Below are 16330 nucleotides of genomic sequence, written 5' to 3'. Positions count from 1 at the left end.
TCGTCTTCACCTGACACGGCGCGGAGATGCCGACGGCCCAGAGCGCGCTTGACGCCTCCGACGCCGTGCTCCGGCAGTCCTCTGTCCAGCTTTGCTCGTTCCCTCACTCCCTGATGCCGGATCGACGCGGCGGTTGCTCCGATCGGAGGGCGCGGCCAAGTCTTCCGAAAACACCCGGAAAACACCGTTTGACCCGTGCGGCGCCGCGCCGTGGCGCCGGCGGAGCGAGGATGGTCGTCCGCCGGTCGGACCAAGGTCCTACGACCATGGTCGGCCGAAGCGCCGGACCTCGGTCCCACGAGGTCATTGGACCTTGTACCCTGTCCCGTTGGCCACAGAAAAATCTAGCCTGAGCCCATGGAGAGCCATCCGACTTGGACGGCTCGCAAGAATTTCAACAGCCCGGCCGCCACAGCGGACCGCGCGCCACAACAGGTGAGGCCGTCATGGTTGCGTACATCAGGAGTGATCTGGATTTCATTCTCGCGCAGATCAAGGTCGCCGAGAAGCACGCCGCCTACATCGCCAATCCGCTCGACCCGAACGCCGCGCCGCTCTACGGAGCCGGTCTGGCCGGCCAAGTCGGCTCCGTTCCGTCCTATAATCTCAGCATCGGCCTTCGAACCGTCGACGGACAGAACAACAACCTTCTGCCCGGCCAGGAGAAGTGGGGCGCTGCGGACATGCCGTTCCCCGAACTGCTGGACCCGACCTTCAGGCCCGCTGAAAACGTGCCGGGCAATTTCCTCCCGCCGGGCGCGCCCGCCGTGCCGACGTCCTACGCGCCGTCCAACAACCCGGGTTCGATGGTCTTCGATTCGAGTTTGCGCACCATCTCCAACCTGATCGTCGATCAGACGCTCGCCAATCCGGCCGCGATCATGAAGGGCCTGCAGACCGGCGGCGTCGTCGAAGCCACCCTGGCCAACGTCGCCCTGGTGCAGAACATCTACAACGCCTTCAAGCCCGCGCTCGACGCCGAATATCAGGCCCGCGTGGTGATGCAGAACGCCAAGGCGGCGGCCAACCAACTCAGCGACGGCGACGACACCACCGTTCCCGGCCCGGCCGAACAGGCTGCGCTCGACGCGCTGGCTACCGCGACGTCGGCGCACGCCCTCACGCTCGCCGATCTGGAAGCCGCACGCGTGGTCCGCGATGCGGCCCTCGAGCCGTTCGGGGTCGCGATGGATGGCGACAACGTCCAGATCGTCAACGTCTCCCCGGACGTCGGGCTGTCGGCCCCGTTCAACTCTTGGTTTACGTTGTTCGGCCAGTTCTTCGATCACGGTCTGGATCTGGTCAACAAGGGCGGCAGCGGCACCGTGTTCGTCCCGCTTCAGCCGGACGACCCGCTGTACGTGCCGGGCAGTCCGACCAACTTCATGGTGCTGACCCGTGCCACCGTCTCCCCGGGCGCCGACAACGTATTCGGCACCGCTGACGACGTCCGGCCGGTCAACACCACGACTCCGTTCGTCGACCAGAACCAGACCTATACCTCGCACGCTTCCCATCAGGTCTTCCTGCGCCAGTATGCGCTGGACGCCAACGGCGTCCCGCACGCCACCGGCAAGCTCATCGAAGGGCGGGGCGCCAATCCCGATGGAAGCGGCGCCGGCGCCGGCGGCATGGCCACCTGGGGCGAGGTCAAGGAGCAGGCCAAGATGCTCGGCATCCTGCTGACCGACCAGGACGTCGGCGCGGTGCCGCTGCTGCGCACCGACGCGTACGGCAACTTCATTCCCAATGCCCAAGGCTTCGCCCAGGTCGTCACCGGCCTCGGCGCCGACGGCATTCCGAACACCGCGGACGACACCGTCATCTCCGGCACCTCGGCGGCGCCGGTCAGCGTCGCCGGCGCTGTCCGCATCAACGCCGCCTTCCTCGCCGACATCGCGCACGACGCGGTCCCCAACGGGATCGCCGACGGCGACATCGAGATCGGCCTGCTCAACCCCGGCAACAACCCGGCGGTCTACGACAACGAGCTGCTCGACGCCCACTTCATCGCCGGCGACGGCCGCGCCAACGAGAACATCGGGCTGACCGCGGTCCACCACATCTTTCACTCCGAGCACAACCGGCTGGTCGAGCACACCAAGGAGATCGTGCTCGCCGAGAGCGATCTGGCCTTCCTCAACGAATGGCTGACCGTCGATCTCGCCGCCCTGCCGACGACGCCGGCCCAGATCGCCGCGCTGGTCTGGGACGGCGAACGCCTGTTCCAAGCCGCCAAGTTCGGCACCGAGATGCAGTACCAGCATCTCGTGTTCGAGGACTTCGCTCGCAAGATCCAGCCCAACATCGACTTCTTCGTCGTGCCGGACGGCTACCACGCCGACATCAATCCCAGCATCGTCGCCGAGTTCGCCCACGTCGTCTATCGCTTCGGCCACTCGATGCTGACCGAGACGATCGACCGACTCGACCCGAGCTTCACCAACGACCAGATCGGACTGATCCAGGCCTTCCTCAACCCGGTCGAGTTCGACTCCGACGCCAGCGGTGTTGCGCATACCGTCGCCGACAGCGTCGCCGCCGGCAACATCATCCGGGGCATGACGCGCCAGGTCGGCAACGAGATCGACGAGTTCGTCACCAGCGCGCTGCGCAACAACTTGCTTGGGTTGCCGCTCGATCTCGCCACCATCAACTTGGCTCGCGGACGCGATGCCGGCGTGCCGTCGTTGAACGCCGCGCGCCGCGACTTCTTCGAGGCCAGCAGCCACGCGGAGGAACTGCGGCCCTACGCCAGCTGGGTGGACTTCGCGAGCCACCTCAAGAACGAAGCCTCGATCATCAACTTCGTGGCGGCCTACGGAACGCACGCCCTGATTACCGGCCAGACCACGGTCGAAGGCAAGCGCGATGCGGCCATGGCGCTGATCTTCGGCACCAGCTTCGGCGATATCGTCGTCCCCACCGATCCGGCGGCGCTCGCGGCCTTCAATGCCGACCGCATCGCCTTCCTCAACGCCACCGGTGGATACGCGGGCGGCTCGTTGGGCGGCCTCGACAACGTCGACCTCTGGATCGGCGGTCTCGCCGAAAAGGTCATGCCGTTCGGCGGCATGCTGGGCTCGACCTTCAACTTTGTGTTCGAGGTCCAGCTGGAAAAGCTGCAGGACGGCGACCGCTTCTACTACCTGCAGCGGCTGGACGGCCTGCATCTGCTCTCTGAAATGGAGAACAACACCTTTGCCAAGGTGATCGGCCTCAATGCCGACGCCGGCCATCTGCCATCCGACGTGTTCTCGACCCCCGGGCTCATCCTTGAGGTCGACCAGACCAGGCAGTGGAACCCGGGGCTCGATTCGGCCGATCCGACTGGCGGAACAATCCTGACGCCGCTGGTCCTGCGCGACGATCCGTCGACCGCTGGACCCGAGAGTCACTACCTGCGCTACACCGGCGCCGACCACGTCCTCTTGGGCGGCACCGACCAGGCCGACACGCTAATCGCCAGTGAGGGTGACGATACCCTCTACGGCGACGGCGGCAACGATCGTATGGAAGGCGGCGCCGGCAACGACCAGTATATCGGCGGAGACGGCGATGACATCATCACCGACCTGTTCGGTGACGACATCATGCGCACCGGCCGTGGCCACGACGCGGTCAACGCCGGTCAAGGCGTCGACCTGATCGTTGCCGACGAGGGCAATGATTTCATCGTGCTCGGCGCCGACAGCCTCGACGAGGCCTTCGGCGGGGTCGGCAACGACTTCGTTCTTGGCAGCAAGACCACCGAGCAGACTCTCGGCGGCGAAGGCGACGACTGGATCGAGATCGGTGCCTGGACCGGCGCGGTCGGCGACAATTTCGACGACCAGTTCCAGCTTGATGCGGTCAAGGGCCACGACGTGTTCCACGGCGACGGCGGCTTCGACGAGTTCATCGGCGAAGGCGGCGACGACATCTGGTTCGGCAGCCTCGGCCGCGGCAAGTTCGACGGTATGTCTGGCTACGACTGGACGACCTACGCCAACATGAATCTGGCGGTCGACGTCGACCTCAACCGGGTGATCCTGCCCGGTCTGCCGGTGCTTCCAGGCAACGCGGCGCTCGACAGCTTCACCCAGGTCGAAGGTGCGTCCGGATCGGCCCACAACGACGTCATTCGTGGTTCCGACGTCACCGCCGATCTCGTGCCGACCGAAGGCTTTCGCGGCAGCGCCCTGGATGCCGAGGGCATCGCCCTCATTACTGGACTGCAGGCGCTCCTCGCCGGCGCAGGACCGGCCTCGTTCGACGCCAACGGCAGCTTCGTCGGCGGCAACATCCTGCTCGGCGGTGGCGGCAGCGACCTCATCGAAGGCCGCGGCGGCGACGACATCATCGACGGCGACCGCTGGCTGCGGGTGCGCATCGCGGTGATGTCGGAGTTCGACGAGAACGGCCCGGTAGGCAACACCGTGCTCGAGTTCCACGACAGCATGACGACGCTGGTCCAGAAGGTGTTCTCGGGGCAGATTAATCCCGGCCAGCTCAAGATCGTCCGTGACATCGTCTCCGACGGCGCGGCGGCATCGGACGTCGACACCGCGGTCTACTCCGACGTCCGCGCCAACTACTCGTTCTCTGCGCGCGCCGACGGCACCCTCGTGGTGTCCAACACCGGCGGCCTCGATCCGCTCGACGGGACCGACCTGCTGCGCAACATGGAGCGGTTGCAGTTTTCCGACGGCGCTCTCGGCATCGTCGTGGGCACCCCGTTCAGCGACAATGGCCTCGCCCCGCAGGGCCCGCCGTCCGACAACCGTCCCGTTCTGAACGGTTCGGCGACAGACGACATCATCGTCGGCCTCGCCGGAGCCGACGTGCTCAACGGTCTCGGCGGCAACGACATCCTGGTCGGCGGCCCGGGCTCCTCCACGGGAACGATTGCCGACAACTTCAATTCAGGCTCCTATTCCGGCAACGACGGTAACGCCGCAAACTTCGCCGGAAACTGGACGGAAAACGACAACAACAGCGCCACGAGCGGCGATATCGAAATCGATGGCAATCGCCTTCGTTTCAACGAGACCGTCGATGGGGGCGAAACCATCGAACGCTCGATGAACCTGGCGGGGGCCACGGCCGCAACGCTGTCCTTCAGCTACGAGGACGACAATCTTGGCGCGGGCCAGAGCGTCATCGTCGAGGCCCGCAACAGCGGCAGCGGCGCCTGGGAAGTTCTCGGCACGCTCGGCAGCACCACCGCTAACGGCAACGGCAATTTCAGCGCTACGTTGACCGCTGCGCAGATCGGCGCGAATTCGGGAGTTCGCTTCCGGACCACCGGCGATGGCAACAACTGGGACAACGGCGACAATTTCTACATCGATAACCTGACGATCACGATCGCCAGACCGGGCATCAACGGTGGCGTCGACACCCTCAACGGCGGTCTCGGCAACGACACCTACGCGTTCGGGCTCGGCGATGGCAACGACCTCATCAATGAAGCCGTCAATGCCACCAGCGGCGGCACCGCCGACCGCATCTCGATCCAGGCTCCGAACGCGGTCGACGCGTCCGGTCAGCCCATCATCGACCCGGTGACCCTGCTTCCGGTGCCGACGATCGCCGCGTTGGACGCTTTCGACAGCGGCACCGCGACCCAAACCGGCGACCTGGTCATCAATTATAGCCTACCGACCGGGCCCACGGGCTCCGTCGCTCAATCCATCACGGTGGCGGGTCACTTCAACGGCAACAACGCTCAGACCGGCGTCGAACGCATCAACTTCAACGGCGCGACTTTCGCCGGCTATGCGCTCGGCACGGAGGACTACTTCATCAGCCGCTCCGATCCGGCCGGCCGGGCAGGCGGCGACGTCAACATGTCGCTGAATGCGGTGACCAACGCGCAAGCCAACTTCGTGGTGGGCGAGCAGGGCGTCGACGACGAGATCACCGGCGGCGGCCTCAACGACCTGATCTTCGGCGGCACCGGAAACGACGACCTCGTCGGCGGGCTCGGCGACGACCTGCTGGTCGGCGGTGCGGGCAACGACGATCTCGACGCCCGGCTGAATCTCGCCGGCGACGATTTCGAAGGCGCCGTCGGCGCCGACACGATGGTTGGCGGTGCGGGCAACGACACCTACGGCATCGACGATCTTCTCGACGTCGCGATCGAGGCCCAGGACGAGGGCACCGACACCGTCGAGACCTTCCTGGCCGAGCTCTCCATCGCGAACATGGCCAACGTCGAGAACCTCACCTACCGTGGCGTCGACGCCGATCAATTCATCGGTACAGGCAACGCCGGCAACAACGTCATCACCGGTGGCGATCTGGCTGACACGCTGAGCGGCCTGGCGGGCAACGACACGCTGAACGGCGGTCTGGGCAACGACACGCTCGACGGCGGCGACGGCAACGATACGCTCAATGGCGGCGACGATGTCGACACGCTGACCGGCGGGATCGGCGCCGACACCCTCAACGGCGGAGCCGGGGCCGACGTCATGGCCGGCGGCGCCGACAACGACACTTACGTCGTCGACGATGCCGCCGACGTGGTCACTGAACTCGCGGCCGGCGGCTCCGACACGGTGCAGTCCTCTGTCTCCTATACCCTCGGGGCCGAAGTCGAGAACCTGACGCTGACCGGCGCCGATGCCATCAACGGCAATGGCAACGCGCTGGCCAACACCATTGCCGGCAACGGCTCCAACAACCAGATCTTCGGCGGTGGCGGCAACGACACCATCGATGCGGGCAACGGCACCGACTTGGTCGACGGCGGTACCGGCGACGATACGCTAAGCGGAGGCACCGGCGGCGATACCGACACCGTCATCGGCGGCGCGGGCAACGACACCATCAACGTCGGCGACGGCAACGACGTGGTCGTCTACAATGCGGCCGGGTTCGGCGCCGACACCATCACCGGCTTCGACTCGACCGCGGCCGGAGGTCAGGACCTAATCAACCTCAGTGCCCTCGGCATCACCGCCGCCAATCTGGCGACGCGCGTCGTCGAGACTCAGGTGGGCGCCAATACTCTGCTGACGGTCAGGGATGCGTCCCTGGCGACGATCGGCACCATCCAGGTCAACAACACGACGATGGCCGCAATCGACGCGTCCGACTACATCCTCGCGCAGGCAGCTCCGGCACCGTTCGGCACGGCGAGCGCCAACGCCGACGTCATCACCGGCAACGGCGTTGCGAACCTCATCGACGGCCTAGGCGGCAACGATACGCTGAGCGGCGGCGGTGGCGACGACGTCATTCGCGGCGGCGAGGGTGCAGATACCCTCAACGGCGACGATGGCAACGACACGTTGACCGGAGGCACCGGCAGCAACACCGGCGCCTACGTCGACAGCTTCGGAGCGGCGTCGTATTCGAACAGCAATGGCACACTCGCCTTCACAGGAAACTGGATCGAAGGCGGCGGTGAGACGACCAGTGCGACAGCAGGCGACATCCAGATCACTGGCGGACGCCTTCAGTTCAATCAGGGCGTCGATGGCGGCGAGACGATCGAGCGCGCCGTCAATCTGACGGGCGCGACCGCGGCGACGGTTTCGTTCACCTACGAGGACGACAATCTCAACGGCGGCCAGACAGTCATCGTCGAGGCACGGAACGTCAACACCAACGCCTGGGAGGTCGTGACCGGCGGAACGCTGGGAGGCGGTGCCAACGGCACCTTCAACTTCAGCGCCGCGCTGGCGGCTGCCCAGATCGGCTCGAACTCGGCGATCCGTTTCCGGACCACCGGCGACGGCAACAACTGGGATAATGGCGACAACTTCTACGTCGACAATTTCACGGTCAACGTCACCGCGCCGGGCCTCAACGCCGGGGCGGACACGGTCAACGGCGGTGCCGGAGACGATACCATCGTCTGGAACGCCAATGCGACAGCGACCCCGACTGATGGTCGCGACATTGTTAATGGCGGCACCGAAGGCGTCGCGGGCGACACCTTCGTTATTAATGGCAATACCTCCAGCGAGGCCTACACGATCTACACGCTGGCCGCCTGGGATGCCATCACGGGCAACGACATCGCGAGTTTCGGCGGGCGTACGCCGGAAATCGTCGTCACCCGGGGCGGTTCGGCCTTCGCCAACGTGATCGCGGAACTGAGCGAGATCGAGGAGATCCGCATCAACGGCATCGAACCGACCGGAGCGACGGGCGGCGCGGGAGCGGGCGATACGTTCACGGTCGTCGGCGACTTCACCGCGACGAGCCTGCGCCTCAACACCATCACGATCGATGGCGACGAGGGCGACGACACGATCGACATCTCGGCCCTCACATCGGCCCATCGCATCGTGTTCAAGTCCAAAGGGGGCAACGACATTATCATCGGCGCGCTGCAGGCCGAGGACGTGATCGAGCTTCCCGAAGGGGCGGACCCCGCGACCTACCATCTTGTCCAGAACCAGGACGGCACCAAAACGATCTCGAACGGAACCCATTCAGTCACCTTCTCGGGCGTCATGCCGCCACAGTTCGAGACCGATGAGCCAGACGAGGATGAGGACGAGGACGAGGAGGACGACGACGAGACGCCGACCGGGGGCGACGACGACGAAGAAGAGACCGAGACCGCAACCGACGGCGTGGTTCGGAACGGCACGGCGCAGTCCGACACGCTGGTCGGCACGCCCGGCGACGACAACATCGTTGCCTTCGCAGGAGACGACATCGCCGTCGGCCATGCCGGTGCCGATGCAATCTCAGCTGGCGAGGGTGCCGACTTCGTCAACGGCGGTGCTGGACGGGACGTGATCTTCGCCGGTGCGGGCGACGACCATGTGTTTGCGGGAGCCGACGCCGACATCGTCTACGGCGATGCCGGGGCCGACCGCATCTTCGGCGATCAGGGCGACGACCTTATCAACGCAGGTGCGGGCGACGACACCGTGTTCGGCGGGGCCGGCAACGACCTGATCGTGGCCGAGATCGCTGATGGCAACGACGCCTATTTCGGCGACGAAGGCACCGGCGGGGCGGGCATCGACACGCTCGACATGTCGGCGGCAAGCACGGCCGTCACCGTCAACTTGGGCTCCGGCCCACTCGCGAACGGCAGCGCCTCCAGCTCTCAGACCGGCAACGATACGCTGTGGGGTATCGAGAACGTCACCACCGGCTCCGGCAACGACGTCATCGTCGCCGGCACCCCCGCCAACGTGATGAACGGAGGGCTCGGCGACGACACCTTCCGCTTCAACTCCGTGGAAGCGGCCAAGGGCGACACCATCGTCGGCTTCGAGCCGGGAGACCGCATCGACCTCAGCGGCATCGACGCGAACTACGCCGCCGACGGCAACCAGAGCTTCACGCTGGTTTCCGACGCCGCCTTCACCGCCGCCGGGCAACTCGCGGTGAGCTACGAGACCCATGACGGTCAGGAATTCACCGTCATCCAAGGCAACGTCGACGGCAACGCCGCCGCCGACTTCAAGATCGAGATCGCGGGCCACCAGAACCTCGGCTCCAACGTCACGCTCTAGCCCCACGACCCTATGCCGGAACGGGAGAGCATCCTCCCGTTCCACCAGGTTTCTGTTTCTCGTACCTGAGGCATCCGCAAAAATATGGCCAAATCGAAAGAGCTCACCCCTGCGAAGCGTCGGCGCCTGGCCGAGCTGACCCGGGGCTTCCGTGGCATCGTCCTGTTTCTCTTCGTGGTCTCCGGCATGATCAACGTGCTGGCGCTCACCGGCTCCGTCTACATGATGCAGATCTACGACCGCGCCCTGACCAGCGGCAGCATCCCCACCCTGGTGATGCTCTCGGTGCTCGCGATCGGGCTCTATCTGTTCCAGGGCGCCTTCGACGTCGTCCGCTCCCAGGTGCTGGTGCGGGTTGGCGCCCGGATCGACCGCAAGATCGCGCCCCTGGCGCATCGCGTCGCCATCGACATGCCGCGTTTCGGCTTCTCCACCTCCGAAGCGCTGGAGCGCGGGCGCGACGTCGACACCGTCCGCGGCTTCCTCGGCAGCCAAGGCCCCTCGGCATTGTTCGACCTGCCTTGGATGCCGATCTATCTGGCCTTCATCTACTTTCTTCATCCGATGCTCGGCGCGCTGACCTTCGCGGGCGCGCTCGTCCTCGTCGCGCTCACTGTGGTCAGCGAGGTCATGACCCGCCGTCTGATCGTGTCCACGCGCAAAGCGGCAACGGAACGCAACGGCATCGCCGACTGCAATGCGCGCAACGCCGAGGTCCTCAAGGCGATGGGCTTCGCAAGCCGCGCCGTCGGCCGCTTCAACGAGGCCAATGCCGAGCACCTCGATCTGCAGACGAGGGCAAACGACATCACCGGGGGCTTCGCCGCGGTTTCGCGCGTGCTCCGCATGGTGCTGCAGTCAGCCCTGCTGGGGCTCGGCGCCTACCTCACCATCAAGGGTGAGCTTTCGGCCGGCGCCATCATCGCGGTCTCGGTCGCCTCGGCGCGGGCGCTGGCTCCTGTCGATCTCGCGATCGGAAATTGGAAGGCCTTCATCGCCGCGCGCATGGCCTACCAGCGGCTGCGCGACACCGTGATCGCGCTCGCCTCCGTCGACGAGCCGATGCGGCTGCCAGCTCCGACCGCGCGCCTCTCAGTGGAGAAGATCACCGTGGCGGTCCCCGGGACCGGACAGGTAGTGCTCAGCGAAGTCGCCTTTGAGCTCGAGGCCGGCCAGGCGCTCGGCATCATCGGCCCTAGCGCCGGTGGCAAAACCACGCTGGTGCGCGCGCTGACCGGCATCTGGCCGGCCCTGCGCGGCGGCGTGCGGCTCGACGGTGCCGACCTGCCCCAGTGGCGCGAGGACGACCTCGGCAGGCACATCGGCTATCTCCCCCAGGAGGTCGCGCTGATGGACGCAACCATGGAGGAAAATATCTGCCGCCTCGAGCCCCGGCCCGACTCCCGCAAGGTGATCGAGGCCGCGAAGGCGGCTGGCGTCCACGAGATGATCGTCAGGCTGCCGGAAGGCTATCGTACCAGACTGGGGCCGCAGGGCTGCGCACTTTCCGCCGGTCAACGCCAGCGCATCGCGCTGGCGCGCGCGCTTTACGGCAATCCCTTCGTGGTGGTGATGGACGAGCCCAACTCCAACCTCGACGGCGAGGGCGAGGCGGCGCTCACCGCGGCCATCGAAGGCATCCGTGCCCGCGGCGGCATCGCTATCGTGATCGCGCACCGCCCGAGCGCGCTGGTGGCGGTCGATCTCGTCGCCATCGTCCAGGCCGGCCGCATGGTCGCCTTCGGCAAGAAGCAGGACATCATGACCCCGGTCCTACAGTCTTCCGCGCCGGGTCCGGCCGGCGCGAATCCCGTCGAGTCCCAAATGCGGAGGCCCGCATGATCAACGTCCAGGCCACCCGCCAGTCCACTGGCGAGACCGCTCCTGGCCGCGAAGACTACGAGGAGAAGCAGGATCGCCGCCGCCGCTTCGTGCCGCTGATCTTTCTGTTAATCGTCGGATCCTGCACGGCCTACCTCAAGAGCTTCCTGCCAATGAAGCTGGAGGCCGGCGAGGGCCGTGAAAGGGCACTTGGCTCGGGCGAGGAGGACGAGATCCTGAAGGAGGACGCGCTCGCCGCGACCGAGGAACCAATGGAGGAGCAGCCGGAAGCGGCCAAGTCGTCTGGCCGGACCGAGGAGGCGAGGATCGTCGCGCACGACGAGGAGCGCGCCGCAGGCGGCGGTGCGGCAGATTTCAGCGCGCGGGCGCGCACCGACAGACCTGAGCCGAACAACAAGAGGTCGGGCGACAGTCCGACGGTCGCCAACGACAACCACCGGCCTCGCCAGGAGGACCCCGGCTCCGGCAGTGGCGGAGGTGGAGGCGGTGGTGGAGGCGGTGGAGGTGGAGGTGGAGGTGGAGGTGGAGGTGGAGGTGGTGGCGGCGACAGGCCGCGCGACCCGCCGGCGCCGGATCACCGCAACCGCGCGCCTCGCGTCTCGGGCGCGGTGCATCTTCCCGACGTGGTGGCCTGCCATGGGCTGGCGATATCGATGGCGGCGCTGCTGGCCGGCGCCACAGATCCGGACGGCGACAATCTGACCGTAGTCGGCATCCTCTCCTCCTCCGGCTCCCTCGTCCGCACCGAGGACGGCTGGGAATTCGACCGCGCGCCGAACATGCTCGGCGAGGTCAAGTTGACCTACGCGATCAGCGACGGCTCCCACATCGTAATGCAGACAGCCTACTTCAATGTGGTTGAGGCGCCGCCCATCGTCGGGACAGAGGGCGACGACATCCTGCTCGGCACCCAGTGCGCCGAAACCATCATGGGACTCGGCGGCGACGACAACATCGACGCCAGAGGCGGCAACGACCGGATATCGGGCGGGGCCGGCGACGACCACATCTTGGCGGGCGCAGGCCACGACGTGGTCTATGCGGGCTACGGCAATGACATCGTGTTCGCAGGCGCGGGCAACGACGTGGTGTTCGGCGGCGCCGGCGACGACCGTCTGTGGGGTGAGGAAGGCGACGACACCCTACTGGGCGAAGACGGAAACGACCACCTCGACGGCGGCACGGGCCGCGACATCCTGCTGGCGGGAGCCGGCGACGACACCCTCGAGGGCGGCGGCGGTAACGACCATCTCGACGGCGGTGCGGGGGCGGATCGGATGTCCGGCGGGACCGGCAACGACATCATCGCCGACGGCGGCGGAAACGACGTCGTGACCGGCGGCGCGGGCAACGATGTCGTAATGGCGGCCGCCGATGCCGCGGACGATAGCTTCGCCGGCGGCGCCGGCGTAGACACGCTGGATTATTCATCGGCTACGCGTTCGATCGGGGTGGATCTGGCCTCCGGTACGGCATCAGGCACCGACATCGGCAACGACGCGATCGCGGAGTTCGAGATCGTCGTCGGCGGCGCAGGTGACGATACCCTCACGGCCGCCGGATCGGCTTCGGCCTCGATCGACGGCGGCGGAGGAAACGACGTCGTGGCCGGGGGCGGCGGCGACGACAGGCTGACCGGCGGGGTCGGGAACGACACGATCTCGGACGGAGGCGGATCCGACACGGTCGCCGGCGACGCCGGAAACGACCTAGTTCTCGCTGCGGCCGATGCCGCGGACGACAGCCTCGACGGCGGTGCCGGGACGGACGCTCTCGACTACTCCTCGGCCGTCAGGAAGATCGCCGTGAATCTCGCCTCGGGGCGGGCCTCCGGCGAGGACATCGGCGAGGACGCGATCGCAGAGTTCGAGATCGTCGTCAGCGGCGCGGGCGACGACGTCATCACCGGGAGCGCGGGCGCTGACACGCTTGCCGGCGGGGCCGGCAACGACACCATCGCCGACGGCGGCGGGGCCGACAAGGTGGACGGCGGCTGCGGCGACGACGCCGTGCTCGCGTCTGCCGACGGCGCCGACGATGCCTATGATGGCAATTCAGGCCACGACACCCTGGACTATTCGGAGACCACCGTCACCGTCACCATCGATCTACGCAGCGGCACTGCCATGGGACGCGAGATCGGCAAGGACCTGATCGAAGGCTTCGAGGAGATCATCGCGGGCTCCGGCGACGACGTGATCATCGCCGGCAGCGGCCCGGTGGTCCTGACCGGCGGCGCCGGCGACGACTGCTTCCAGTTCGAGCGCGGCGACGATGGCGGCCAGCAGCAGGAGGTGGTGAAGAAGATCACCGACTTCACGGTCGGCGACAAGATCGTGGCCGCGACCTATCAGATCACGATCAAGGAGGGCTCCGACGCCGAGGAGCAGGTCGCCGACCTGTTCGAACAGATCTACCTCGACGAGAACGACGGCGGCCACAATCGCCCAGTGCGCTTCCGCTTCGAGGAGCTCGCCAACGGCAAGTATACCGCCATCGAGGTCGATTACGGCAACGACGAAGGAGACGGCATGACGATCGAAGTCGCCGGCCACCACCATCTGCAATTCTCATCGATCCATTCATGAGGAAGTGAAGCCATGAAGCATATCGATGTATCCGAATTCGTCCGCCCGGAGCATCGGGCTATGGACGCTCCCCGCGAACGACCGTTGCGCCTGTGGCCGCGCATCGTCGCCGGCCTCGTGCTGAGCGCGTTACTGGTCGCCGGTTGCGGCGGCTGGGCGGCCTGGGCGATGCTGGAGGGCGCGGTGGTCGCCGTCGGCACGGTCAAGGTCGATCAGAACCTCAAGGAGGTGCAGCACCGCGACGGCGGTATCGTCAAGACGCTGTCAGTGCGGCAGGGCGACCAGGTCCGTGAAGGACAGGTGTTGGCGACCCTCGACGACGTCCAGATCAAGGCCGAACATCTGATCGTGCGCGCCCAGCTGGTCGAGGCGCTCGGGCGCCGCGCCCGCCTGGTGGCCGAACGCGACAACCTGACTTCGGTCGAATTTCCTGACGACATGCAGGCGCTATTCCCCTCGACTGCAGGATCGGTGATCCACGGCGAGGCTCGTCTGTTCGCCGGCAACAAGCTCGCGCGCGACAGCCAGAAGGAGCAGCTCAAGCTCAGCATCGCCCAGACTGGCGAGGAGATCAGGGGCATGGCGGCCCGCCTCGCCGCCAAGGAGGAGGAGGGCAGGCTCGTCGGCGCCGAACGCGAGAAGCTGCAGTCGCTATTCGAGCGCAAGATCGTCGAGTACCAGCGCGTCTATACCGCCCAACGCGACTACGCCCGCATCATGGGCGAGCAAGGCGAGATCCATGCGAGCATCGCTCGCGCCAAGGTGAGGACCAGCGAGATCCGCGTGCAGATCATCGCCGTGGACCAGAATGCCTCGACCGAGGCCCAGAAGGACCTGCGCACGGTGGAGGCGCGCATCGCCGAGCTTCAGGAGCGCAAGCTCGCTGTCGAGGACCGTCTGTCGCGCACCGAGATACGTTCCCCGGCCTCCGGATACATCAACGAACTGTTCGCCTACACGGTGGGCGGTGTCATCACCCCGGCGGCCAAGATCGCCACCGTGGTGCCGGAGAACGCCGACCTCAAGTTCGAGATTCGTATTTCACCGGCTGACATAGACCAGGTGAGGGTTGGTCAGCCGGCGCGCGTCCGCCTCTCCGCCTTCAACCGCACCACCACGCCGGAGCTGAAAGGCAAGGTTGCGATGGTGTCGCCGGCCTCGGCCCGGGATCCGTCCAACGGTCAAGAGCACTACATCGCTCATGTCCGCCTGCTTCCGGCCGAGGAGGACCTGATCCAGCAAAAGGGACTGAAGCTCGTTCCCGGTATGCCGGCGGAGGTCTTCGTCTCGACCCAGGAGCGCACCGCGGCCTCCTATCTGGCCAAGCCCGTCACCGACCAGATGACCCGTGCCTTCCGGGAGCGCTGACGCATGACGCATTCTCCCGCCGACACACCGAGGATGGCATCGAGAGCCGAGGTGGCCGTCAGGGTTTTTCACGCTAACCGTTCCAGAGAAGGCGAGCGTCGGAACCCGCGAACCGGCGACATTCGGCGGAGGTTCGGAGTTCTTCCGGCTCAGCATCGCAGCCGGGGCATCTTGCCACACCTCCGGAATATCCAGGGACGAATTTCACCAACTGGTATTTTCTTTTGGCTCCGGGGATTTTTCCTTCCTCGTCAATGTTTTGAAACCGTCGTCCTCCAACGGCGGAACGCTTAATGATGCCTTTTTGGGGTGGGTTTGATGAGCGACATTACGATCGCAATTGTCGAGGACCAACCTTTGATGATGACGGCCCTCACGACCTTTCTTTCGGCGCCGACCGATCTCAAGATCATCGCCTTCGGCGCCAGCGCCGCCGACATGGTCCGGCTGGCCCGTTCCCATGTCCCCAGGCTGATGATCCTGAGCCCCTCCGTTCCCGACGAGACCTACGACGCCATCCGCACAATTCGCAACGTCCAGCCTGCGATCAAAATCATCGCCTACACTTCCCAGCACGGCGTCGACCATGCCGTCCGAGCCCTCGACGCCGGCGCTCACGGCTACGTCCTCAAGCGTTCCTCGGCAGACGAGTTGATGGCCGCCGTTCGAGCCGTGCTGAAGAATGAGACCTACATCACCCAGGGCTTCGCCGCCCGAGTGATCGACGCGCTCCGCAACACCGACGTCCGCCACCGCGTCGCCGAGGCCATCAATCTCAGTCAGCGAGAGGGGCAGATCGTTCGGCTGTTGCTGCGCGGCATGACCAACAAAGAGATCGCCGCGACGCTTCGCATCACCGAGAAGACGGTCAAGCACTACATGACCGAGCTGATGCAGAAGATGCAGGCCAGGAACAGGGTGGAGGTCATCATCGCCGCCCAGAAGATGTCCGAGTACCGACCCCAGTCGCTTGACGCCTGAAACAAGCAATGGATTCGCGCCCCGCCGTGCAACGCAACGTCGCAGCGGCGCTTCCATCGTCGAGATTTTCTTTTA

Annotated in this window: 5 protein-coding genes; all 5 read left to right on the top strand. The window is 66.0% G+C overall.

From position 1 onward, the window contains the following. Positions 1-446 precede the first annotated feature (446 nt). The 5 genes from NLM25_RS37510 to NLM25_RS37490 all read left to right on the top strand — a co-directional run bounded on the left by NLM25_RS37510 (position 447) and on the right by NLM25_RS37490 (position 16255). Positions 447-9476 (top strand): peroxidase family protein, encoded by a 9030-nt coding sequence (locus NLM25_RS37510; RefSeq protein ID WP_254140246.1) that lies wholly within the window; start codon positions 447-449, stop codon positions 9474-9476. Positions 9477-9560: 84 nt separating this feature from the next. Next, positions 9561-11318, top strand: coding sequence for a type I secretion system permease/ATPase (locus tag NLM25_RS37505; protein WP_254140245.1), 1758 nt, complete (start codon positions 9561-9563; stop codon positions 11316-11318). Further along, positions 11315-13906: a cadherin-like domain-containing protein gene (locus NLM25_RS44075; RefSeq protein WP_305887586.1), complete on the top strand. Its 2592-nt coding sequence runs from the start codon at positions 11315-11317 to the stop codon at positions 13904-13906. Before NLM25_RS37505 ends, NLM25_RS44075 begins: the two co-directional genes overlap by 4 nt. A gap of 12 nt (positions 13907-13918) precedes the next feature. Next, positions 13919-15274: an HlyD family type I secretion periplasmic adaptor subunit gene (locus tag NLM25_RS37495; RefSeq protein ID WP_254140244.1), complete on the top strand. Its 1356-nt coding sequence runs from the start codon at positions 13919-13921 to the stop codon at positions 15272-15274. A gap of 318 nt (positions 15275-15592) precedes the next feature. Beyond that, positions 15593-16255, top strand: a complete 663-nt coding sequence (locus NLM25_RS37490; RefSeq protein ID WP_254122967.1) for a response regulator transcription factor — start codon at positions 15593-15595, stop codon at positions 16253-16255. Positions 16256-16330: the final 75 nt, after the last annotated feature.

The organism is Bradyrhizobium sp. CCGB01 (assembly GCF_024199795.1).
Lineage (GTDB): Bacteria > Pseudomonadota > Alphaproteobacteria > Rhizobiales > Xanthobacteraceae > Bradyrhizobium.
The sequence above is the reverse complement of the archived record's forward strand: the minus strand, read 5'-3'. Positions and strand labels throughout refer to the sequence as shown.